Below are 22,148 nucleotides of genomic sequence, written 5' to 3'. Positions count from 1 at the left end.
TCCGCAGCGACTCCGTGCGGGCACGATCAAACTCAGTCCCGAGATGGGCAGGACGGCGCGGGCGGTCAAGCCACACCCGGGCTCGCGCGCGCATCCTCGGCTCTCGTCCGATATGTGCCCGGCGCATGTGGCAGCAATACCGCGTCCGGCAGGTGCATGATCGCCGCCTCCTGGGTCCAGACCAGCGCGCAGCGGATCGGCCGGCCCGGATACAGTGCTGCCAGCAAAGCCCGATACGCGGCCATCTGACGGAGATATGGAACCGGCACCTCCTCGGGGCGTGCCGGGGTGCGGCGGTTGGTCTTGAAGTCGCATAGCAGGATCTCGTCGGCCAGGACGCGCAGCCGGTCGATCTGCCCGCTGATGACGATGCCGTCGACCAGGCCCGAGACCGGCTGCTCGGCCAGGGCGTCGGGCTCGAACAGGGGTGCGAGCGCCGGATCGGACAGCAACGCCATGATCTGGGTGGCAAGGTGCCCGGCCTCGTCGGGTGGCAACCCATCCGGCCCGGCAAGCAGGAAGCGCCTGGCCGCCGCATCGCGATTGCTGGGGTCGAGGCCCGGCAGATGCTGTAGCAGCGCATGCACCAGTCGCCCACGGCGGAACGCGTCGGCGCGTGCGCCCGTGCGCCGTTCCACAGGGTCGTTGCCGGCATCGAGCGGCGAGCGCAGCTCCGGTACCGGCCCGAGCCCGACATCGTCGGGACGGCTCGGCGCCAGCGGCCGCGGCAGTGCGGGCTCGACCGGTGGCGGCAACGGATGCCATAGCGGCGCCCGGCCCATCCAGGCGGGCAGGCTCGGCGCCGGCGGAGGGACGATGACGGGATTGCGCCGTACGGGCTCGACTGCGGCGCGCTGCTCCAGCAACAGCCGGTCGCCGGGCCAGCCGAGGCCGAACGGCTCGGCGGACGCCTCCGCGGTTTCGAAGCCTTGCCGGCAGAGTTCGTACCAGCAGGTCGGCGGCAGCTTGGCCGGCGTCTTGCGGCCGGGTTCCCAGCCGCACACCACCAGCCGGTCGGCGGCGCGGGTCAGAGCGACGTAGAGCAGCCGGTTGCTCTCCTCCTGTGCCGCCTGCCTGATCCGGTCGCGCAGGCGTTTTGTCGGCGCCGAGGCCAGGTCCGCGCGCGGCACCCAGAACGGCAGCATCAGGCCGCTCTCTTTGCTCCAGAGCAGGTTCTCGTCGGTCGGTGCGATCGACGTGGTGTCCGGCAGCACCACCAGCCGAGCCTGCAGGCCCTTCGCGCCATGCGCCGTCATCACCCGGACCGCATCGCCGGCGGCATCGGGTTCGCGCTTGATGGTTTCCTCCGACCGCCGGAGCCAGTGCAGGAAGCCCTGCAGCGACGGCGGATGCGTTTCGGCATGGCGAAGCGCCGCCGACAGCAGTTCGTCCACCGGTTCGACGGCTTCCGGCCCGAGCCGCGCCAGCAGCCTGGCGCGCCCACCGAGCCGGCCGAGCGCCTCGCTCAGCAACGCGTGCGGCGAGACGAAGTCCACCCGGCCGAACAGGGTCGACAGCATTCCCCAGGCGCGCCGCCAGTCGGGCCGCTCCTCGGACCGATCGCGCAGCTGGTCCCAGAGCGTGCCCTCGCGACCGATCGCCAGTTCCATCAGGCTGTCGTCGGACAGGCCGCCGAGCGGGCTGGTCAGCACGCACCCCAGGGTCAGGTTGTCCTGCGGCAGCAGCAGCACGTCGCACAGCGCCATCAGGTCCTGCACCGCGATCTGGTCGACCAGGCCGGTGCGCACCAGCGTCGCCACCGGCACGCCCTCGGCCTTCAGCGCACGGATCAGTGCGCGCACGAATGCGCTGCGTCTCGGCACCAGGACCAGCACGTCACCGGCGGTCAGTGGCGCACCGCCGGTCGCGTGCGGACGCCCGATCTCCCCGGCGATCCACCGCGCCAGCGCCTCCGCCAGGCGCTGCGGCGCCGAGACCTGCCCGCGATTGCGCGCCGGTGCGGACCATGGATCATCGGACACCGGCTCCGGAACCGGCCCGGCATCCCCATCCAGCGGGTCGGGCGCCTCCAGGGAGGCCGGCACCAGTGGCCACAGCTCGACGCAGCCGGGCGCGTCGGGGCGGGCCGAGTAGTGATGCACGGCGACGGCGCTGCCGGGCTCGACCACGCCGGCGGCGGCGTCGGGGCTGGCGAACACCGCGTCCACCAGCGTCAGCACCGGCTCCACCGATCGGAACGACACGTTCAGCTCGGGCTCGCGCCAATCCTCGCCGCCGTCGCGCACCCGGCTCCGGAACCGCTCGTGCCATTCATGGAACGCCTTCGGGTCGGCACCCTGGAACGAGTAGATCGACTGCTTGTAGTCGCCGACCGCGAACACCGTGCGCGGCGACGCCCGTTCGGTCCCCGCACCGCCACCAACGAAGAAATCCTCGGTGAGGGCGCCGGCGATGCGCCATTGCAGCTCCGAGGTGTCCTGCACCTCGTCGAGCAGCAGATGGTCGATGCCGCCATCCAGCTTGTAGAGCACCCAGGCCGATCCCGGCTCGCGCAGCAGGTCGAGCGTGCGGGCGATCAGGTCGTCGTAATCGAGCAGGCCGCGCTCGCGCTTGGTGCCGGCGTAGCGGCGCAGCACCGGACCCGCCATGCGCAGCAGCGCCATGGTCAGCGACACCATCCTGATGGCCCGGCAGACATCGTCGACCGCTGCGACCCGCTCGGCTTCGGCCACCAGGGCGTCGGCGATCTCTGGATGCGACGTGGCGACCTTGCCCTTGACGAAACCGCCGGCCGCGCGCGGTTCGCCGGCGGCGGTCAGGAACAACTCCCGCCAGGCATGCCAGGCCTGATGCCGGTTCGGATGAGCGTTCGTCAGCCAGTCCGCGATCCGCGCCGCGGTCGCCTTCAGCCCGGGCGGTCCGACTTCGATCGCCAGCCGCAGCAGCCGCAGCATCGCTGCTTCGTCCGGCAGGCTTGTGGCGGCAAGGATGCAGGCTTCCTCGTCCGCATGCACGATGCCGGCGACTTGCCGCAGCTGCGCCTGCACCTCGTCCGGGTCCTGTTCCAGCAGCGACAGCATCGGTCCCAGCAGCGGCGCCTTTTCCTGCAGCCTGCGAACCAGCCTGGTCACCTCCTGGGCGTTCACCTGCCCGGCCAGCAGGGCCAGCGCCGCCCGTCCCTCGGCTGAGCCGACGCGGGAGGCCAGCACCTCCTCCCAGGCGCGGTTCAGGGCGATGCGGCTGTCGGTCTCCTCGACCAGCCGGAAGTGCGGGCTGATCGCCGCCTCGACAGGGAACCGGCGCAGCAGCGACTGGCAGAAGGCGTGGATGGTGCCGATCCGCATGCCGCCGGGAAGGTCCAGCACACGCGCAAACAGGGCGCGGGCGGACCTGCGCATCATCGGACCATGGCCGCAGCCGAGCGCCGTGAGTCTTGCATCGAGCGCCGTATCGTCCAGCGTCACCCATCGGCCCAGCTCGCGCTGCAGCCGGATCGACATCTCCGCGGCGGCCGCCTTGGTGAAGGTCAGGCACTGGATCCGTGCCGGATCGGTTCCCGGTACGATACCCTGCGCGGGATCCTCCGGTGCCGGGCGCGGCAGCATCAGACGAAGCAGCCGGTCGATCAGCAGCTTGGTCTTGCCGCTGCCGGCCGACGCCGACACGAAGGCGGATGCGTTCGGGTCGGAGGCTTGGCCCTGCTGCTTGTTGGCAAGGTCGATGGCGTCGCCCGGGCTTTTGCCGGCCAGTGAAACGCTCATGCGCCGTCTTCCTGGGCAGCGCTCCATTCGGCCACGCGCGCCAGCTGTGCGTAGTCCGGATAGGGCGGAGCCCAGTCGGGCCGTGGGTGCGAGAGATAGGGCTGGTCGGGCTGGTCGTAGGCTGCGACCAGGGCGGCGAGCGAGTCCCAGCTTCGCTCGACCAGGGCCTGCAGTGCCTCGCTCTTGATCGGCTGCAATTCCTCGCCGGGCTTGGCGCCGCCGGACAGCTTCCAGTAGACGATCTCGGCCGCCTGCGCCTGGAGCTCGGGACCGAAACCGCCACGCAGGGCCATCGCGGCCTCCAGCACCAGTTGCGAGGACCAGCCCGCCTGGACCGCCAGCCGGCTCGGCAGCGTTCCGGTCTTGTAGTCGAACAAGGCGAGCAGCCCGTCGGCCCGCTTCTCGATCCGGTCGGCCCGGCCGCTCAGCACGAACTCGCCGCCCGGTGCGCCGGCGATCGCCACCTTGCCGGAAATCTCCGTGCGCAACTCGAGCGGGTGCGACTGCGCGCGACGTTCGCCCTCGGTACGGGCGACCCATTCGGCGATGCGCGCCAGCCGCGGCCGCCACCACGCCGCAAGTGCCGGTCTCAGCCCCCTGGCGTCGAGCACCGCATCGAATGCGTGCTCCAAAGCAGCGGCCGCATTGGCCGGCCAGTCGCCTGGGTTGGCATGCAGGAAGCCGGCAAGCGCCTCGTGCACGATGATGCCGTAGTCGGCAGCGTCCGCCGGTTCCTCCAGGGCGGCGATGGGCCGAAGTCGGAGGATGTGCTTGGCATGCACCGCATACGGATCGCGCATCCAGGTCTCGATCTCGGTGACGCTGAGGCGGCGCGGACGCAGCGACACCGGCGGCCTTGGCGACGGCGGACGCACCGGGACCGCCGGGCCGTCGGGCTGGTCGAGACGGCGCAACCAGGCGCTGGCCGGATGGGTCGGCACGCTCATGTCACGGCCAGCGAGGAACGCTTCCAGCCTGACCAGCCAGCGTGCCGGCACTGCGGGAGCGCCTTCCCGGCGTGCGGGACAGGACAGCACGATCTCCGGCGCTCCGCAGCAAGCCGACAGGAAGTCGTGCGCGGCCTGGCCCACGGCTTCCTCGGGTGATGGCAGGCCGACCCGGACGCGCATCGGCCGGCTCATCCAGGGCCCGGGATCGACCGATTGCGGCCAGACGGTCTCGACCAGCCCGCCCAGCACCATCAGCTCGACGGTCTGTAGCCGGGCCTCCAGCAGCCCCCAGATGAACAGGCGCGGATGCTCGGCGGATCCCTCGGGCAGCCCACGCAGCACGCGCCGGCTGCGGACGGCGATTCCGAGCATCGAGGCCTCGAGCAGGCCGGTCAGGATGTTCGGCGACTGGTCCGGCAGGCCGTCGCAGGCGCTCGACAGCTCGGCCAGGTGCAGCGCCAGCGCATTGCCCTCCTCGCCCGACCAGAGAATTGCGGCACCGGACTTCTCGTCGGTTCCGGCCAGGGCTTCGGCGGCCTGCACCAGGGCGCGCAGCAGCAGCCGGGGCGAGACGACACGCGCCGACGACGCGTTCAGCAGCGGCGCCAGGCAGGTCACCACCTGCTCGAGGAACTGGCTGCTGCGCGGGTCCTTCGCGGCCTCGGCCACGCTGGCGCGCAGGCCGTCGAGCCCGGGAGTCGGCGCCGGACCACGCAGGCACAGCAGCTCCAGCAGGCGGGCCTGCCTGCGGCATTCCACAGGCGCCAGGCCGGCGGCAGCCAGGGGATGCTTCAACAGCGAGAGCAGCGCAACCGGCGCCAGCCCGTCCGCCACCGCAGTGGCCAGAAGGCGCAGCAGCATTGATGGCGGCGTCGAGATCAGGGGCTCGCCGGCACTGTCGTCCACCGCAACGCCCCAGCGGGAGAGTTCCACCGCGACCCGGTTGGCCAGCGCGCGATCGGGGGTAACCAGGGCGGCTCGCTTGCCCGGCACTTCCAGGGCGGACCGCATGACCAGGGCGATCGCGGCGGCTTCCTCCTGCTGGTCGCTGGTCTGCAGGCGGGTTATGCCGCCGATCTCGACCGGCCCGCGATCCTCGAGCCAGTTTCCCAGTGCCTGCTCCAGCAGCAGCGCCCGGGACAGCGCAAGAACCCGGCCGACCGGACAGGTGGGCGCTTCGGGGCCATCCCACCGCTGCAGGTCGTCGCGCCGGGCCTCGAGCCGGCCCAGCAGGGTAGCAAGGCCGGCCTGCGGATGGCTGTCGGGCAACGCGTCCCATTCATCGTCGGTCAGCCGGCCGTCGATGCCGTGGAGCACGACCTGTCCGTGCGGCAAGCTCGCGATCGATCGCAGCAACGCCGCGACCGCGGGATTCGCGGCGGTGAAGCCGGCGGCCCAGATCGGGTGATGGGTGCCGCCGCCCTCGTGCCAGAGCGTCGCCTGCGCCCGCAGCAGTGCCATCTGCCGCGCCACCGGGTTGGCGAGGCCGGAATCCGCCAGCCATTGCGGCCAGGCGGCGGTGACGATCCGCAGAAACTCCAGCGTGTCCTGCCAGTGCTGCGCGAAGCCTTCGGCGGCATCGGGCAGGGTGCGTGCGAGGTCGCAATCTGCGCGCTCGGCCTCGTCCATGAGGTCGGCCAGCGCCTGCGCCAGCGGCCAGGCCTGGTCCAGGGTCGGTGCGGTGCCGAACCGGTGCCCGGCTTTCAGCACCAGCCCGCTGAGCAGGGCCAGCCGGCGCATCGGCTCGACCGCGGGCGGCGCGTCGAGCCAGCCGCCGAGTGCCAGGGGTGCCTCATCCAGCGCACCGATCGCGGCGATGCGCGGCAGCAGCATGACCCGCCCATCGGCCACCCGGAGGAACGCGTCGGACAGCGCACGCGCCGCACGCCGGGTCGGCAGCAGGATGGTGCCACGCGCCAGGGCCAGCGGGTCGTCCACGCCGCCGGCCTGGGCGATCCAGCGCGCCGCGAGCACGTCGAGGAACGGGAGGTGCTGGGGGATGAGAGCGAGATTGAGTGACATCCGGGTCCCGCTTCAGGTCGTCGCCGGGCCGAAGAGCGGGTCGCGCAGCGCACGTTCGGTTTCGGCGATGTCGGACGGACGCGACAGATGGAACCACGGTCCGTCATGCACCAAGGCCCGGATGCGGCCCTCGGCGATGGCCTGGTCCCAGAGCAAATTCATGCTGAAGGCACCATGATGGATGCCCTGGAACAGCGCCGGCGACACCAGTTGCACGCCGGCGAACATGTACGGGACGATCTCGTTCTCGTGGCGCCTGCGCAGCCGGTTGTCCTCGTCGATCGCGAAATCGCCGGAGCCCACCTCGCCGATGACCGTGGCGGTGCGCGCCACCAGCAGCAGCACGTCGCACGCCTGCGCATCGAACGCGCCGGTCAGCCTGCGCAGGGCCGGCGTCGGCCCATCCAGCCAGAAGCTGTCGCCGTTCACTACGAAGAACGGCGCATCCCGCGTCAGTCCGCCGGAGTTCAGCGCTTCGAGAACCGCGCCCCCGGTATCCAGCAGGACCGGCTCGGACTGCAGGACGGTGGCCGGCCTGCCACCGTCCTTGGCGGTACGCGCCCGCAACCGGGCCGTCACCTGATCGGCATGATGGTGTGCGCTCACCACCACCGTCTCGACGCCCGCCTCCCGCAGCCGGTCGAGCGCATGATCCAGCAACGATCGGCCGGCAACCGACAGCAGCGGCTTCGGCATGGTTCCGGTCAGCGGCTGCATGCGCGTGCCCAGGCCCGCGGCCAGGATCATCGCACGGCGGATCACGGTGCTCACGCGCGAACCGGTCCCGGCGTCGCGAGCCCGGCCAGGAGGCGGTCCGGCCAGCCCTCGATCAGCACGCGGCGCGGCGGATCGGCGGCGCAATCGGCATGGCCGCCAGTATCGGGCAGCAGTTCCAGGGTCAGGCACAGCGCGTCCGCCGGCGCCAGCATGCCGAGTCGGTCCGGCCATTCCACCAGCACGACCCCGGCCCGGGCCTCGTCCCACCCAAGCTCCTCGACCGAGGCCGGGCCATCCAGGCGCCAGAGGTCGAAATGGGCGATCGGGAATCCGGCTCCTTCATAGGTCTGCACCAGCGTGTAGCTCGGGCTCGGCACCTCCATCTCGGCGTGGCCGCAGGCTTCGCGCAGCAGGGCGCGGGCAAGTGCCGTCTTGCCGGCGCCGAGCGGGCCATCGAGCAGAATCGAATCGCCCGGACGCAGCAGACGCGCCAATGCTCGGCCGAGAGCCTCGGTGCTCGCCAGGTCGGGCAGGTCGCACGTCAATCCGGAGTCCATTCCAGCATCTTGCCGTAGCCCTGCCATGCTCCACAATGCGCGGTGTCCGGGTCACGCCGACCCATATAATTACGGAAGCCGGAGACCGACGCCATGGAGATCGAGACCGACGTTGCGATCATCGGTGCCGGCCCCGCCGGGCTTTTCGCGGCCTTCGAATGCGGCATGCTGCGCCTGGACTGCGTGCTGATCGACGCGTTGTCCGAGATCGGCGGCCAGTGCACGGCGCTGTATCCGGAGAAGCCGATCTACGACATCCCCGGCCTTCCGGCAGTCGAGGCCGGCGCGCTGATCGCGTCGCTGGAACGCCAGATCGCGCCGTTCCACGTTCGCCGGCTGCTGGACCGCAGGGTCGAGGCGCTGGCCGGCACGCGCGGTGCTTTCCGGCTGCGGACCGACCGGGGCGACAGCGTGGCCGCCAAGGCGGTGATCATCGCCGCCGGTGCCGGCGCATTCGGTCCGAACCGGCCGCCGCTGGCCGGGATCGAGGCGTTCGAGCGCGAGGGCGGGGTGATGTATTTCATCCGCCGGCGCGAGGCGCTGCGCGGCCGGCGCGTGGTGATCGCCGGTGGCGGCGACAGCGCGGTGGACTGGGCGCTGTCGCTCAGGGACATCGCCGCCAAGGTCTGGCTGGTGCATCGCCGCGACCGCTTCCGCTCCGCGCCGGAAAGCCTCGCACAGCTCGACCGGGCAGCGGGTCGTGGCGAGATCGAGAAGGTGGTGCCCTACCAGCTGCACGGATTGTCCGGCGAGGATGGCGTGTTGTCCGGCGTGTCGGTGGCGACCTTGGACGGCGAGGTCAGGACGCTGGACGCGGACTGCCTGCTGCCGTTCTTCGGCCTCTCGACCGACCTCGGGCCGATCGCCAACTGGGGCCTGCAGACCGGGCTGCACACCCTGGTTCCGGTCACCCCCTCGACGCTGGAAACCACCCTGCCCGGGGTGTTCGCGATCGGCGACGTGGCCACCTATCCGGGCAAGCTCAAGCTGATCCTGCAGGGGTTCAGCGAGGCCGCGATGGCGGCGCATGCGATCCATCCGATCGTGCGGCCGGAGCAGGCGCTGCATTTCGAATACTCCACCTCCAGGGGCGTGCCGGCCGCATGAACAGGATGGAGGACGCTGCGTCGTTGGCCGCCTGGGCCGGCGGATGGCTTTCGATCGACCTGGACGCGATCGCCGCCAACTGGCGCGCCTTGCAGGAGCGGACGGCGCCCGCCGAATGCGCCGCCGTGGTCAAGGCCGACGCCTACGGGCTCGGCATCGAGCACGTAGCACCGGCCCTGGACCGGGCCGGATGCCGCACCTTCTTCGTTGCTCATCTTGCGGAAGGGGTCGCCCTGCGCCGGCTGCTGCCTCCCGGCCGGACCGTGTTCGTGCTGAACGGCATTCCCCCCGGGACCGCTCCGGTATTCGTGACGCATGATCTGCTGCCGGTGCTCAACAGCATCGGCCAGATCGCCGAATGGCGCGCAGCTGCGTTCGAGGCCGGGCGGCCCCTGGCCGCTTCGGTGCAGATCGACACCGGCATGTCGCGCTTCGGCCTGCCGCCGCATGAGGTGGTGGAGTTGGCCGGACAAGCGCACGGACTGGCCGGCATCGAGATCCGGCTGGTGATGAGCCACCTGGGCTGCGCCGACACCCCGGATCATCCGGCCAACCAGGAGCAACTGGCGAGCTTCGAGCGGCTGGCATCCCTGCTCCCGCCCGCGCCGCGAAGCCTTGCCGCCTCGTCCGGCATCTTCCTGGGCAGCCGGTATCATCTCGACCTGGTCCGGCCGGGTGTCGCCCTGTATGGCGTCCCGCCGACCGCGCGCAGGCCCAACCCGATGCGGCCGGTGGTCAGGCTGCAGGCGCGTGTCGTGCAGACGCGCCGGGTTCAGCCGGGCGACTGGGTCGGGTATGGCGCGATGTTCAGGGCGACACGCCCGACCGATGTGGCCACCGTCGCGATCGGCTATGCGGACGGGTTCCTGCGTGCCTCGAGCGGCGGCGTGGCAAGCCTGCCGGATGGCGGCCCGATGCTGCCGATCATCGGGAGGATCTCGATGGACTGCCTGGCAATCGACGTCACCGGCGTTCCGGTCGACAGGGTCCGGGAGGGCATGCCGCTCGACCTGATCGGGCCGCATCGTCCGATCGAGGACGCTGCGGACGCCGCCGGCACGATCGGCTATGAGCTGCTGACGTCGCTCGGCAACCGCTATCACCGAAGCTGGCACGCTGGTCGCTGAGTTGCTCCGGCCCGCAGGTAAGGACCCCGCCATGATCGAGTTCTATACGTGGAAGACCCCGAACGGCCGCAAGGTCGCGATCATGCTGGAGGAGCTCGGCGAGCCGTACAGGCTGCATCCGGTGGATATCTCCAAGGAAGAACAGTTCGCACCGGGGTTCCTGGCCGTCTCGCCCAACAACAAGATCCCGGCGATCGTGGACACCGGTGCGCCCGGTGGGCCGCTGCCGATATTCGAGAGTGGGGCAATCCTGACCTACCTGGCCGAGAAGAGGGGTCGTTTCCTGGCCGCCACCGGCGCCGAACGATTCAAGACGCTGGAATGGCTCTACTGGCAGGTCGGCGGCCTCGGCCCGATGTTCGGCCAGTTCGGCTTCTTCGCCCTGATGTCGAAGAAGAAGGTCCCGCCGGCGATCGATCGCTTCAGGACCGAGGTGGAGCGGCTGCTCGGCGTGCTGGAGGGACGGCTTTCGACATCGCCCTACCTCGGCGGTGAGCACTATACGATCGCCGACATGGCCACCTTCCCATGGATGGCCGCGGCAATGGAACGAATGCAGCCGGCGCTCGGCGACAGCCTGGCCCAGAAGACCGCGATCCATGACTGGCTGGCCCGCGTCGGCGATCGCCCGGCGGTCAAGGCCGGCATGAAGATACCGGCCTGAGAATGGTGGACATGATGCAGCACATGCAGACCAAGTCAGGTCGCGCATGAAGGTCGTGGTGCTCGGCGGCGGCGTGATCGGCGTGACCTCCGCCTGGTATCTCGCGCGCCTCGGCCACGAGGTCGAGCTGATCGACCGGCAGCCGGGCGTGGCGATGGAAACCAGTTTCGCCAATGCGGGACAGGTCTCGCCGGGCTATTCGACGCCGTGGGCCGCGCCGGGCCTGCCGGTCAAGGCGATCGGCTGGATGCTGCGCAAGCACAGCCCGCTGCTGATCCGGGCACGCCTCGATATCGCGATGATCCGCTGGATGGGCCAGCTGCTGGCGAACTGCACCGAGGAAGCCTACGAGCGCAACAAGAGCCGGATGCTGCGGCTGGCCGAGTACAGCCGCGACTGCCTCGACGACCTGCGGCACGAGACCGGCATCACCTACGACGATGGCCAGGCCGGGCTGATCCAGCTGTTCCGCACCCAGGCGCAGCTCGATCACGCGGCGGACGACATGCGCATCCTGGCAGCCGGCGGCGTGCCGCACGAGCTGCTCGACCAGGCGGGCGTGGTGCGGAACGAGCCGGGGCTCGCACACTCGATCCATCTGCTGAAAGGCGGGTTGCGCCTGCCCGGCGACCAGTCCGGCGACGCGCATCTGTTCACACGGCGGCTGGCCGACATGGCGGCGGCGGCCGGGGTCCGATTCCGGCTGGGGGTCAGCATCGAGCGGCTGCTGCATGGGCCGGACCTGATCGACGGCGTGCAGACCAGCCAGGGCGTCGTCACCGGCGACGCCTACCTCGCGGCGACCGGCGTGCACACCGTGAAGCTGCTGCAACCGCTCGGGCTGCGGCTGCCGGTCTATCCGGTGAAGGGCTACTCGCTCACCATCCCGCTGACCGATGCGTCGCGGGCACCGACATCGACGGTGAACGACGAGACCTACAAGGTCGCCATGACCCGTCTCGGCGACCGCATTCGGGTCGGTGGCACCGCCGAGCTCGCCGGCTACGATCTGCGGCTGCGACCGGAGCGGCGGGAGACGCTGGCGCTGTCGTTCGGGGAACTGTTTGGCGGCGGCGACCTGGACCGGGCCACCTACTGGACCGGACTGCGCCCGAACACGCCGGACGGCACCCCGATCGTCGGCAGCTCCGGACGCTACCGGAACCTGTGGCTGAACACCGGCCACGGCACGCTGGGCTGGACCATGGCCTGCGGCTCAGGCCGGCTGATCGCCGACCTGATCTCGGAACGGCGCCCGAACATCGAGCACGAGGATCTGGCGTTGTCCCGCTACGCGGCCTGAACGCCGGCCTGCTCGCCCGGGGCAGCCACCCGCGGGTTCAGGCGTGGCTCGACATGATCGGCGACCAGCGTCCGGATCTGCGCGAACACGATGGCTTCGTCGAGCGTGTAGTTGCTGCGATCGGCATCGGCCGCGTCCGGCTCGGCGATGTCGGTCACCGCCTCGACCGGGTTGAACAGCATGGGCGTCGGGTCGTCCATGGCCGCCGGGTGGTTGTAGATCCCGAGATCGTGCCGTCTTTCCAGGTTCCAGCGACCGACCGTGGCGAGGCCCGGCGTGTTGCAGACCCAGCGATACTTGGCGAGCGCCGCGCCCCAGGGTGCCACGAAAAAATCCGCCTCGCTGCACCAGACAATGCTCTCCTGCACCGGCCTGTCGATATTGTTGACGATGGTGACGGCGGTTTCGCGATAGCGGCGCTCCAGCCCGTCCACGATCGCCAGTTCGCGCTGCATGAAGCTGGAGCCGCCGCCCAGCGTATCGCCGAAGCTCGCATAGGTCAGGCCGGGCTCGTCGCCGATGCTGTTATGGCCATCGATGACGATGGTCACGGTGCCGAGCCGGTGCGCCAGCATGTCCACGAGGCGTTCGGTGAATCCGCCCATATCCTCGATCGTGCGGTTGCCGATCCGCAGCCCGACGACCACGACCGCCCCTTCGGCACGGGCCTGCGCCGCGCGCGCGATGGGCTCCTGCCACCGTGCGGACCGGCGCAGCGAGGCGATGATGCGGCGGCCGACCTGGCCGGGCACGCTGATCCCGGTGGATTTGATGACGCTTTGCCGGTCCCGGTAGAATTGCGGGATGTGCGCGCCGAACGATCCGGCGATCCTGACGATTCTTCCTGCAAGCTCTGGAAATATCTCGTCGATCGGCCCGTAGATTTCCGGGTGATGCAGGGTGTCGAAAACATAGCAGCGCGGCAGGTCCTCGGCCGGGAATGCATCGACGAGGTAGGAAAGGCCACTCAGATCCTGCCACAGGAAATGCCCGAGATGGATCGCGTGCAAGCCGCGAAAGGCATGCACGATCTCCGCCGGGGGCTGTTGCAGGCTCTGCACAAGGTCGGGGCCATAGAGCGTGACATGCCGCAACAGGAGTTGCCCTGCCTTCTCGGTGTAGCGATGGGCGACCTGGAGCTGCGCTGCGTCGGCACCGACCACGAGATCGGCGGACGGAAAATAGAGCGCGAAACTCCGGAAGAACCCCTCGAGGCCGAACACATAGAAGGTCAGGCCGTATCGCTCGTCATGCAGCTGATAGGCGAAACACAGATCGTCGATATAAAACGTTTTCGGAACGACAGCGATGTCCTGCCCATCGACCGGAGAGGGCCAGATCATCGTGCCGATGCCGACCTGCCTGAGCAGCTCGTCGCGCAGGAATCGCTGGCAGGTCCGGCGCGTGTGGTCCGGATCGATCAAAACCTTGCCGCCACTGCTCACCGGCGCCGAATAGCTCATCGGCGGTGGCGGCAGGTCGGTCAGTGCCCAGCTATGCGGGAGCCGATCATTCAAGCCTGCACACAGGAAATAGAAACTCAGCAGGTCATCGCGGGACAGCTGCGCCATGTCCAGGAAATGCCGGGTTTCCGCCGTCAGCGGCAGTGCGGGCGCCATGATCACCCGCTCCCGGAGCTCGTCGAACAGGGGCATGCACAGGCACTGCAGATGCAGCCGCATCGCGCCCGCAAGCTGGAGCGCGCTGTTGCCGAGCATCTCGATCTGCCGGTCCACGTACCAGACGCCCTGGCCGCCATCCTCGTGCAGCAGTTCGAGCACGATGACCGGGGCGAACAGCGTGGTGACCCGCTCGACCCGCCAGCCGGGTCCGACCTGGATGGGCCGGCCGCCCTGGGTGATGGCGAAATCATCCGGCGGCGCCCTGCGAACATCGGCGTCCGGCAGGATCCGCGAACGATCCTCGACCGGCCCGAGCGCCGCATCGGACAGCGTGCCTGTCAGGTCGACGGCGCAGATGGTTCTGGCGAGCTCGCGCCTGATGTCGAGATGAACCAGCAGCAGCGCGGTGACCGATGCCGGCTGGACGCAGGAGATGCCCGGCATGGCCATTGCGCGCAGCCAGTTCAGGATCGGACGGCCGCGCCGGCAGACCGTCTCGAACAGGGGCGCGGGCAGTGCGGCGAAATCGTTGCCGATGAACACCCCATCGGTATCGAGCAGCCAGAAGCCAGCCCGGCCGTTCTCGTGCAGGAACTCCAGCAGCAGCACCGGACACAGCACGGTCAGGACCCGGCCGGGCCGCCAGCCCTCCGCGAACGCTTTCAGGGGGCCCTCGCTGTTGACCAGCGGCACGTCGTATCCCGGCATCAGGCACAGACGATAGACGTCGTCCCGCAGCACGACCGCATCGTCCACGACCGGCGCCAGCAGGGATAACTGTTCACGGGTCAGCATGGTCGGGTCCCAGTCTACGGCATGCACCAGCTGGCCGATGCAGCGCGATGGTCCGGAACGTTGCAGGTTCCGAAGCTTGCCAAAATCCGGTCATTTGTCGAGCTGACGGGCCAGGATCCGCCAGCGGCGGCGTCAGGGAAGAAAGTTCGGGTTCCCATAGCCGGCGTTGCCGAAACGGTCCCGTTCCGCGCCGCCGGTGATGCTCAGCGTCATGTGGCGGGCGATTTCGGTCTCGACGCCGACGGCGACGCTGCTGCCGCTGACCACGGGCCTTCCGTGCCAGCGTGGCCCCTGCCCGGTGCCAAGTTCGACGAAGGCGCGGGTCTTGCCGCCGAGCAGGCCGCTATCCATCCGGATCGCACTGCTGCGGTATCCGCCGGAGCCGAACGACTGGCTGACGACGCCGCCGGCCAGCAGCGATGGCGGTTCGAGAGAATAGGAGCCCGGGTCCCGCAGCAGGCTGTCATCCTGCAGACTGCCCGCGCGGGCTGGCGCGCCACCTGCCCACCCCGCCAGCAACGCTGCAAGCAGCAGCGTCGGCTGGACCGGGATGGCAGTGCGGCGCGCCGGTCGCATCAGGCGCCGACCTTCACCACGCGCAGGGTGTTGGTCGTGCCGGCACGGCCAAACGGGACGCCTGCGACAATGACCAGCAGGTCGCCAACCCCGGCTACACCGGCCTGCTTGGCCATGTCGACCGCGGACTCGACCACATGCTCGATGGTCTCGTTCGGCTCGCTCTGGTCCAGCGCCATCGCCTGGACGCCCCAGGCGACCGACAGTCTGCGCGCCGCCGCGACGTTGCCGGCAATACCCAGGACTGGGCAGGCCGGACGCTCGCGGGAGATGCGAACGGCACTCCGGCCGGAGAGGGTGTAGGCGACGATCGCGGCGGCGCCGATGGTTTCCGCCACCTGCTGGGCCGCGAAGGCGATCGCGTCCGAGGTGGAGTTCTCGGGAGCCGGGCGGGTGGTTTTCTGCAACGCCTGCCAGCTCGCGTCGGCTTCCACCTGGGCCACGATCCGCTTCATGATCGAGACCGCTTCGACCGGATACTGGCCGACCGCGGTTTCACCGGACAGCATCACCGCATCGGCGCCGTCGAACACAGCGGTCGCCACGTCGGACGCCTCGGCACGGGTCGGAGCCGGCGCGGAGATCATGCTCTCCAGCATCTGTGTCGCCACCACCACCGGAAGGCCGAGCAGGCGCGCCTCGCGGACGATGCGCTTCTGTTCGAGCGGAACCCGCTCCGGCGGCAACTCGACGCCGAGATCGCCGCGCGCCACCATCACCGCATCCGACAGGCGAAGAATCGCGTCGAGATTGTCGAGCGCCTGCGGCTTCTCGACCTTGGTCATGATCCAGGCGCGACCTTGGATCAGCGAACGGGCTTCCTCGACATCCGCCGGCGTCTGCACGAACGACAGGCCGATGAAGTCCACGCCGTGCTGCAACGCGAATTCGAGGTCGGCGCGGTCCTTCAGCGTCAGCGCCGGGATCGGCAGCACGACGTCCGGCACGTTCACGCCCTTGCGGTCGGACAGAAACCCGCCGGTGACGATCTCGGTCACGAGCCGGTCGGGGAAGCACTTGGAAACCCGCAGCCGCAACCGCCCGTCATCGAGCAGCAGGAACGAGCCGACCGTCGCGGCCTGGATGATTTCCGGATGCGGCAACTGCACGCGACGCGAGGTGCCGACCGCGGAGTCGAGATCGAGGATGAAGTCGTCGCCAGGCACCAGCGGGGCACGCCCGCCTTCGAACAGGCCGACCCGCAGTTTCGGCCCCTGCACGTCGGCCAGAATGCCGATCGGCCGGCCGCGGCTCTGCTCGACCGCGCGGACCGCGGCGATCCGGGCACCGTGCTCGGAGTGGAGGCCATGGGAGAAGTTGATCCGGAACAGGTCGGCGCCGGCTTCCGCCAGGGCCGCGATCCGCTCCTCCGAGCTGGAGACCGGGCCGAGCGTGGCCACGATCTTGGTACGTCTGCTCAGCAGTGACATCGATGATGAAGAGTATGCCGACAAGGATTAACCTCCTGTCCAATGTTCGGGCTGTGCGGTGCGGTGTGTGGTCAGGGCGGCAGGATGGTCTCGCCTGGGAGCAGGCCCCAGAAGGCACTCCGCAGCAGCCACCCTGAATACGCCTTGAGACTGACCCTGCACCAGTCGGAGCCTGCAGGGCAGGTGCGGATACGGCCTATTACACCCGGCTTCAAGATCGCGACCACCGCACCGTCTGGTTTCGGTTCGCTTCGTAGCACCTGATTGCGGACATCTGCCGAAATTTCCGTGGACGCGGTGACGGTTTCCGATGCCGGCCGTGCCATCGTGGCTGCAACCACCACGAAACTGCGGCTGCCGACCAGGGTCGCCTGGTGAACCCATCCCTTGACCCCGTCGGAATCCTCGACGAGCCGCCAGACGTCGAACTCACGCTCGATCTTCACCGGCAGGTCGCGCCGCTTGTAGATCCACTGGATCGGATAGCGCGTGCCGGGCCCACCGCGCAGGTTGACGTCGTCGGCCCTGAGCGAGGCGAAGCGCGGAAGCGGAAGCCCGGTGTTGGTGCCCTTGAGGGCCACCGGGGGCACGACGGGTGCAGCCACCACCGGCACCGGGGGCGGTGCGGGCGGCGGCGGTGGATGCCGGACCGGATGGGCCGCGACCGGATGCCCGTTGTGAGCCGGATGCTTCGCATGGGCTAGATGGGCGGCACGGTGCGGCGTTTCGGTGTGCGACCCGGGATGCGACCCGGCATGCCCTGGCGGCTTGGGATGCAGCACTAGGTGATGAGGCGCCGGGAGCACCGCCGGGGTCCCGAGCGACGATTGGGCGGCCGCGCCGGCCGGAAGCAGCAGGCCGATCGAGAGCAGCGCGCCGCTCACCGTCCGCCGGGGATTCGGGACGCCGGCAGGGCTTCGGATCGGGCGGCGCGTACGAACGACAGGCATTTGCCATCCGTGCCAACACACGCTGCGGAGAGCAAGGCCCACGGTCGGGGTTTAAGCACCCCACCGCCACGCGAGGGTCAGATCGACAGCATTTGCCCGTAGCCGACGGCGGCGAGGAAGGTCGGCACGCCGACCTGCTCGACATCGTCCAGCAACATCGCCACCGGCAGCGCCGTCGCCAGCAGCCCGGCCTGGCAAGCCATCAGCCTCACCCCGAGGGGCGCCAGGCTGTCCTGCAGCGGCGTGAACCCGACCACGCCTCGGGCCCGGAAGATCGCGTCGGCATCGCTACCGACGAGTCCCGACCAGTCCCGGCAGAGCGCATGCAGGCCGCCATGCGTCGCGAACAGCACCACCGGGCGATCGAGGGATGCGGCACTGACCGCCATGACGAGCGCATGATGGGCACGATCGTAGACGCCGCTGATCAGCATGATGCCGAGGACGGGCGGCATGGCGGGTTCCTCACGCATGCGCGGACAGGTCGTGGATGCCTGGATGCGTGCCGCAGAGCAGGCAGTCCGGATCGGGCTTCAGCCGGAATACATGGAAGCGCACCGACAGCGCGTCCCAGGCCAGCACGCGTCCGGACAGGCCCTCGCCGAGACCGACGATTTCCTTGATCACCTCGGTCGCCTGCAGCGTGCCCATCACCCCGGTGACTGCGCCGAGCACGCCGGCTTCGGCACAGGATTGGACCGTCCCCGGCGGCGGCGGTGCGGGATAGAGGCAACGGTAGCAGGGGCCGCCGAGATGCGGCTTGAAGGTGGAAAGCTGGCCCTCGAAGCGCGATACCGATGCCGAGATCAGGGTGCGCCGGCCGAGCACGCAGGCATCCGCCAGCAGGTAGCGGGTCGGGAAATTGTCGCTGCCGTCGCAGATGATGTCGTACTGGTCGATCACGGCGGCCACGCTCGCCGCATCGAGCCGATAGGGATGCTGCCGGATTTCGACCAGCGGATTGAGTGCGGCCAGCGCCGTCGTCGCGGAGGCCACCTTGCCCTGCCCGATCCGGTCGGTGGCATGGATGATCTGCCGCTGCAGGTTCGACAGCTCGACGACATCGTCGTCCACGAGCCCGATGGTGCCGACACCTGCGGCCGCAAGGTAGAGCGCCAGCGGTGCACCGAGGCCGCCTGCCCCGACCACGAGCACCTTCGCGTCCCGAAGCTGCGCCTGGCCGATGCCGCCGACTTCACCGAGCAGGATATGACGCGAATAGCGGTTGATCTCGTCTTCGGTAAAATCGAGGTTCATCGCGGCATTCCTGACTTGTCCGGAGCGGTGGCCGGCTACGGGACGATCGACCGGCTGATCCGGGAGCCGCACATGCAAATCACGAATGTCTTCACGATGTTACTTGACCGCCACATCCGGGTTGGAAGATAGTCCGACATAGCAGACCCTCAAATCCAGCAAGGGCCGAAGCGATGACACGTCGATCCGTCCGGAACCGGCTCCTGCGCACGACCCGCATCCCGTTCGCCTGCCTGGTCGCGTCGCTAAGCCTGTATGCGGCATCGCCATTCGTGACCCTGTGGTCGGTCGCTTCCGCGCTCCAGAACCATGATGTCACCACGGTCCAGGGGGCGCTCGACTGGCGCACGGTCCGGAGCGGGCTCAAGAGCGATCTCGGTCCTGGCGCGACGGTGAGCCTGGCCAGTTCCACCCATGTGGCGGCCGCACAGGACGAGCTTCCGGACTTCGGCACGTCGTTCGCCACCACCATCGTTTCCCACGTCGTGGATGATGTCATCACCCCCGAGCATCTGGTGGCGATGCTGGTCCATGCAGGCCCTGCCGACCGGGCCGCTCATGCGACCGGTTCCGGGGCGTTGTCGATGCTGGGACGGGTGGACCATGTGCGCTTCATCGGCCCGAGCCAGTTCGAGGCCTCGGTCCGGCTGGACGACGATCCGAAGTCGGTTCCGGTGACGGTGTCGATGCGGATCGAGAAGTGGCAGTGGAAGATCACCCGCATCCAGATGCCGGACCAGTTCCTGAGCCAGCACGTGGGCGCACGCACCTGATCAGGCCGACGACACGCGTTTAGGCCTGCCGGCCACTCTCAGAAGATCCTCGAACGCGACGACCAGATGATAGAGCGTGCTCGCGGGCACGACCGTGTCGCACGGCATTCCGGCATGGTCGAACTGGTCGATCCACATCCCCTTCGTGTCGGTTGCCAGATAGGTATCGAGCATTGCGATCGCCACGGTGGCGGCGATCTCGGGCTCGTCGTTCGCAAGCCGGCTCTTGATAAGTTCGGTCTGCGGCCAGATGCGACGGGTCTTTCGGATCTGCCGCCCCAGGCGATCGCATTCGTCGACCGCAAGAAGACCGTGGTCGAGACCGTGCTGGACGGCCCATCGATGCAGGATGCCGGCCTCGTCGAGCAGGTCGCGACCACCCAGCGTCGCCAGCCGATGCAACAGCCACGACCATTCGAAGTGATGCCCCGGTTCGACCACGTCACCGGCCGGCGTTGGCGCGGGTCGAAGATCCTCGGTGAAGAACTCGGTCAGCGTCCCGTTGCCGCGGTCGAGGAACGCGGTCTCGAACAGGCCGGCGATCCGGTTCGCCCGGTCGAGGAATTGTCGTTCGCCGGTATGGGCGAACCAGGCGAGCATCGCCTCGAACAGGTGCATGTGCGGGTTGGCGCGCCGCGGCAGGCTGGCCGGCGCGCCCTCGCGATAACTGCCGTCGCGGGCATCCAGCAGTTCGGCATCGATGAAGGCAAGGGTGCGGTCGGCTAAAACACGGGCATACGGCAGCCCGGCCTCGGACGCGCCGCATAGGCCGAACAGCATGAAGGCCTGGTCGTAGGTATCGCGCAGGGTGTCGAGCGGCGTTCCGTCGGGCGCCATGAGGTGGATCCACCCCTGGTTGCCGACTGCACCCCAGCAATGGGCCTCGATCGATACCAGGGCACGGTCGAGCACAGGCTTGGCCGAGTCGTAGCCGGCCGCGACCGCGCGCGAGAGCGAATAGAGCTGCCGCCCCTGCACCCGCATGCGACGCGGCGCGAGGTCGTCGGGCCGGCCCGACGCGTCGAACTGCTCATAGAACAGCCCGTTCCGGTCCAGCCCCCGTTCGATCCAGACCGGCCATGTGTCGGCAAACCATGCCTCGATGCGATCCGCTGCCTGCATCAGCATACCGGTGTCGGACATGGGCCGTTGATCCTTCTGCCAAGCCACGCGTTGCGTATTTCCTGCCTTCTGTCGCCGAGGCCGGTCAAGGCTGATCGCCCCTCCACCTGTGCCAGCTTGCAAACCACTTCTGCAAAACGCTCCGGAGATACCGGCGACATCGGTTACGGCGGCTTGCCTCACCGTCCAGGGCGGATTAGAACGAAACAGGAACTAATGATGGACCTGCTCGCCAAGCTCGAGATCCTCGCGGATGCCGCGAAATACGACGCCTCCTGCGCTTCGAGCGGCACGGAGAAGCGGGACAGCATCGGCGCGACCAAGGGGATCGGCTCGACCGAGGGCATGGGCATCTGCCACGCATATGCCCCGGACGGGCGATGCATCTCGCTGCTGAAGATACTGCTCACCAATTTCTGCCTCTACGAGTGCGCCTACTGCATCAACCGGGCTTCCTCCTCGGTGAAGCGGGCCCGCTTCACGGTCGACGAGGTGGTGCAGCTGACGCTCGGCTTCTATCGGCGCAACTGCATCGAGGGATTGTTCCTGTCGTCGGGCATCATCCGCTCGCCGGACTACACCATGGAGCAGGTGATCGGCGTCGCCCGCACCCTTCGGGTCGAGCACGGGTTCCGTGGCTACATCCACCTGAAGACCATCCCCGACGCCGATCCGTTGCTGCTCGAGGAAGCCGGGAAATGGGCCGACCGGCTTTCGATCAACGTGGAGCTGCCGACCGAAGCGGCACTCAAGGACTACGCGCCGGAAAAGGACATGGCCGGTATCCGCCGCTCGATGGGCCGGATGCGGCTCGGTATCGATGCTGCGCGCGAGAAGACCAGGCCGGGTGGGGCCAAGCCTCCGCGCTTCGCACCGGCTGGGCAAAGCACGCAGGTGATCGTCGGGGCCGACCAGAGCCCGGACCGCACCATCCTGCGCATGAGCAGCAACCTGTACGGCTCATACGGCCTGCGCCGAGTTTACTACTCGGCGTTCAGTCCGATCCCGGATGCCTCGTCGGCGCTGCCGTTGAAGCCGGCGCCGTTGATGCGCGAGCACCGGCTCTACCAGGCGGATTGGCTGCTGCGCTTCTACGGCTTCGGCGTCGAGGAACTGGCAACAGATGCGGACGGCAATCTCGACCTGGTGCACGACCCGAAGCTCGCCTGGGCGCTGGAAAACCGGGCCATGTTCCCGGTCGACGTCAACACCGCCGATCGCGAGTTGCTGCTGCGTGTGCCCGGCCTCGGCGTGAAGTCGGTGGATCGCATCCTGCAGGTGCGGCGGCACAAGCGCCTGCGCATGGACGATCTAGCGCGGCTGCGACTGTCGCTGGCCAAGCTCGCGGTGTTCGTGATCACCGCCGACCACAAGCCCGCGCACGAACTCGACAGCGCACGCCTGTCGCAACGGCTGGCGCCGCAACCCAAGCAGCTCGCCCTGCTTTGAGTGCT

17 protein-coding genes are annotated in these 22,148 nt (G+C 69.0%); 6 read left to right on the top strand and 11 right to left on the bottom strand.

All coding sequences use genetic code 11. The annotated features are described in order from the left end of the window. Positions 1-65 precede the first annotated feature (65 nt). From addA to tsaE, 4 genes are read right to left on the bottom strand one after another with little or no spacing between them, the layout of a single operon-like run. A complete protein-coding gene (gene addA / locus HN018_RS02100) occupies positions 66-3,722 on the bottom strand; it encodes a double-strand break repair helicase AddA (RefSeq protein ID WP_171836069.1) in 3,657 nt (1,218 codons plus the stop codon). Continuing rightward, positions 3,719-6,694: a double-strand break repair protein AddB gene (gene addB / locus HN018_RS02095; protein WP_171836070.1), complete on the bottom strand. Its 2,976-nt coding sequence runs from the start codon at positions 6,692-6,694 to the stop codon at positions 3,719-3,721. Before addB ends, addA begins: the two co-directional genes overlap by 4 nt. 12 nt (positions 6,695-6,706) lie before the next feature. Next, positions 6,707-7,465: a nucleotidyltransferase family protein gene (locus tag HN018_RS02090; RefSeq protein WP_239478946.1), complete on the bottom strand. Its 759-nt coding sequence runs from the start codon at positions 7,463-7,465 to the stop codon at positions 6,707-6,709. Further along, complete coding sequence (gene tsaE / locus HN018_RS02085) at positions 7,462-7,968, bottom strand: tRNA (adenosine(37)-N6)-threonylcarbamoyltransferase complex ATPase subunit type 1 TsaE (protein ID WP_171836071.1); 507 nt, start codon at positions 7,966-7,968, stop codon at positions 7,462-7,464. The genes HN018_RS02090 and tsaE overlap by 4 nt, the downstream gene beginning before the upstream one ends. Before the next feature lie 93 nt (positions 7,969-8,061). Between tsaE and HN018_RS02080 the strand changes: the two genes are divergently transcribed. Genes HN018_RS02080 through HN018_RS02065 form a run of 4 tightly spaced genes read left to right on the top strand, consistent with a single transcriptional unit; the run spans position 8,062 to position 12,169 of the window. Then, positions 8,062-9,075, top strand: coding sequence for an NAD(P)/FAD-dependent oxidoreductase (locus HN018_RS02080; protein WP_171836072.1), 1,014 nt, complete (start codon positions 8,062-8,064; stop codon positions 9,073-9,075). Beyond that, positions 9,072-10,202 (top strand): alanine racemase, encoded by a 1,131-nt coding sequence (gene alr / locus HN018_RS02075; RefSeq protein WP_171836073.1) that lies wholly within the window; start codon positions 9,072-9,074, stop codon positions 10,200-10,202. The genes HN018_RS02080 and alr overlap by 4 nt, the downstream gene beginning before the upstream one ends. A gap of 31 nt (positions 10,203-10,233) precedes the next feature. Further along, positions 10,234-10,866, top strand: a complete 633-nt coding sequence (locus tag HN018_RS02070; RefSeq protein WP_171836074.1) for a glutathione S-transferase family protein — start codon at positions 10,234-10,236, stop codon at positions 10,864-10,866. A 46-nt stretch (positions 10,867-10,912) separates the two neighbouring features. After that, positions 10,913-12,169, top strand: coding sequence for a D-amino acid dehydrogenase (locus tag HN018_RS02065; RefSeq protein ID WP_171836075.1), 1,257 nt, complete (start codon positions 10,913-10,915; stop codon positions 12,167-12,169). Here the strand turns inward: HN018_RS02065 and HN018_RS02060 are convergent. The 6 genes from HN018_RS02060 to moeB form a co-directional block, all read right to left on the bottom strand. Further along, positions 12,157-14,586 carry a hypothetical protein gene (locus HN018_RS02060; protein ID WP_171836076.1) on the bottom strand — a complete coding sequence of 810 codons (2,430 nt, stop codon included), beginning with the start codon at positions 14,584-14,586 and terminating at the stop codon, positions 12,157-12,159. The two genes, HN018_RS02065 and HN018_RS02060, sit on opposite strands and share 13 nt — an antisense overlap. A gap of 132 nt (positions 14,587-14,718) precedes the next feature. Beyond that, the gene (locus HN018_RS02055) at positions 14,719-15,162 is read right to left on the bottom strand and encodes a hypothetical protein (protein ID WP_171836077.1); all 444 of its coding nucleotides are present in this window, start codon (positions 15,160-15,162) and stop codon (positions 14,719-14,721) included. Beyond that, positions 15,162-16,592 (bottom strand): pyruvate kinase, encoded by a 1,431-nt coding sequence (pyk, locus tag HN018_RS02050; RefSeq protein WP_171836078.1) that lies wholly within the window; start codon positions 16,590-16,592, stop codon positions 15,162-15,164. Before pyk ends, HN018_RS02055 begins: the two co-directional genes overlap by 1 nt. A gap of 71 nt (positions 16,593-16,663) precedes the next feature. Continuing rightward, positions 16,664-17,542, bottom strand: coding sequence for an SH3 domain-containing protein (locus tag HN018_RS02045; protein ID WP_171836079.1), 879 nt, complete (start codon positions 17,540-17,542; stop codon positions 16,664-16,666). Between the two features lie 77 nt (positions 17,543-17,619). Further along, the gene (locus HN018_RS02040) at positions 17,620-17,997 is read right to left on the bottom strand and encodes a hypothetical protein (RefSeq protein ID WP_171836080.1); all 378 of its coding nucleotides are present in this window, start codon (positions 17,995-17,997) and stop codon (positions 17,620-17,622) included. A 10-nt stretch (positions 17,998-18,007) separates the two neighbouring features. Next, on the bottom strand, positions 18,008-18,799 hold the full coding sequence (gene moeB / locus HN018_RS02035) for a molybdopterin-synthase adenylyltransferase MoeB (protein WP_171836081.1): 792 nt from the start codon (positions 18,797-18,799) through the stop codon (positions 18,008-18,010). A 173-nt stretch (positions 18,800-18,972) separates the two neighbouring features. Here moeB and HN018_RS02030 point away from each other — a divergent pair, with 173 nt between their 5' ends. After that, positions 18,973-19,572, top strand: coding sequence for a DUF2939 domain-containing protein (locus tag HN018_RS02030; protein ID WP_171836082.1), 600 nt, complete (start codon positions 18,973-18,975; stop codon positions 19,570-19,572). Here HN018_RS02030 and HN018_RS02025 read toward each other — a convergent pair whose 3' ends face one another. Then, positions 19,573-20,715: an AGE family epimerase/isomerase gene (locus tag HN018_RS02025; RefSeq protein ID WP_171836083.1), complete on the bottom strand. Its 1,143-nt coding sequence runs from the start codon at positions 20,713-20,715 to the stop codon at positions 19,573-19,575. 198 nt (positions 20,716-20,913) lie between these two features. Here HN018_RS02025 and HN018_RS02020 point away from each other — a divergent pair, with 198 nt between their 5' ends. Continuing rightward, on the top strand, positions 20,914-22,143 hold the full coding sequence (locus HN018_RS02020) for a putative DNA modification/repair radical SAM protein (RefSeq protein WP_171836187.1): 1,230 nt from the start codon (positions 20,914-20,916) through the stop codon (positions 22,141-22,143). Positions 22,144-22,148: the final 5 nt, after the last annotated feature.

The sequence above is a fragment of the Lichenicola cladoniae genome (assembly GCF_013201075.1).
Lineage (GTDB): Bacteria > Pseudomonadota > Alphaproteobacteria > Acetobacterales > Acetobacteraceae > Lichenicola > Lichenicola cladoniae.
This window is presented reverse-complemented; position numbering and strand designations above follow the sequence as displayed.

What these genes read in the sequence shown, in the direction of transcription:
- alr (WP_171836073.1), top strand. Translation starts at nt 9,072, where the DNA reads ATGAACAGGATGGAGGACGCTGCGTCGTTGGCCGCCTGGGCCGGCGGA.
- HN018_RS02070 (WP_171836074.1), top strand. Translation starts at nt 10,234, where the DNA reads ATGATCGAGTTCTATACGTGGAAGACCCCGAACGGCCGCAAGGTCGCG.
- HN018_RS02055 (WP_171836077.1), bottom strand. Translation starts at nt 15,162, where the DNA reads ATGCGACCGGCGCGCCGCACTGCCATCCCGGTCCAGCCGACGCTGCTG.
- tsaE (WP_171836071.1), bottom strand. Translation starts at nt 7,968, where the DNA reads ATGGACTCCGGATTGACGTGCGACCTGCCCGACCTGGCGAGCACCGAG.
- HN018_RS02065 (WP_171836075.1), top strand. Translation starts at nt 10,913, where the DNA reads ATGAAGGTCGTGGTGCTCGGCGGCGGCGTGATCGGCGTGACCTCCGCC.
- HN018_RS02060 (WP_171836076.1), bottom strand. Translation starts at nt 14,586, where the DNA reads ATGCTGACCCGTGAACAGTTATCCCTGCTGGCGCCGGTCGTGGACGAT.
- HN018_RS02040 (WP_171836080.1), bottom strand. Translation starts at nt 17,997, where the DNA reads ATGCCGCCCGTCCTCGGCATCATGCTGATCAGCGGCGTCTACGATCGT.
- HN018_RS02030 (WP_171836082.1), top strand. Translation starts at nt 18,973, where the DNA reads ATGACACGTCGATCCGTCCGGAACCGGCTCCTGCGCACGACCCGCATC.
- addA (WP_171836069.1), bottom strand. Translation starts at nt 3,722, where the DNA reads ATGAGCGTTTCACTGGCCGGCAAAAGCCCGGGCGACGCCATCGACCTT.
- HN018_RS02045 (WP_171836079.1), bottom strand. Translation starts at nt 17,542, where the DNA reads ATGCCTGTCGTTCGTACGCGCCGCCCGATCCGAAGCCCTGCCGGCGTC.
- HN018_RS02080 (WP_171836072.1), top strand. Translation starts at nt 8,062, where the DNA reads ATGGAGATCGAGACCGACGTTGCGATCATCGGTGCCGGCCCCGCCGGG.
- pyk (WP_171836078.1), bottom strand. Translation starts at nt 16,592, where the DNA reads ATGTCACTGCTGAGCAGACGTACCAAGATCGTGGCCACGCTCGGCCCG.
- moeB (WP_171836081.1), bottom strand. Translation starts at nt 18,799, where the DNA reads ATGAACCTCGATTTTACCGAAGACGAGATCAACCGCTATTCGCGTCAT.
- HN018_RS02020 (WP_171836187.1), top strand. Translation starts at nt 20,914, where the DNA reads ATGGACCTGCTCGCCAAGCTCGAGATCCTCGCGGATGCCGCGAAATAC.
- addB (WP_171836070.1), bottom strand. Translation starts at nt 6,694, where the DNA reads ATGTCACTCAATCTCGCTCTCATCCCCCAGCACCTCCCGTTCCTCGAC.
- HN018_RS02025 (WP_171836083.1), bottom strand. Translation starts at nt 20,715, where the DNA reads ATGTCCGACACCGGTATGCTGATGCAGGCAGCGGATCGCATCGAGGCA.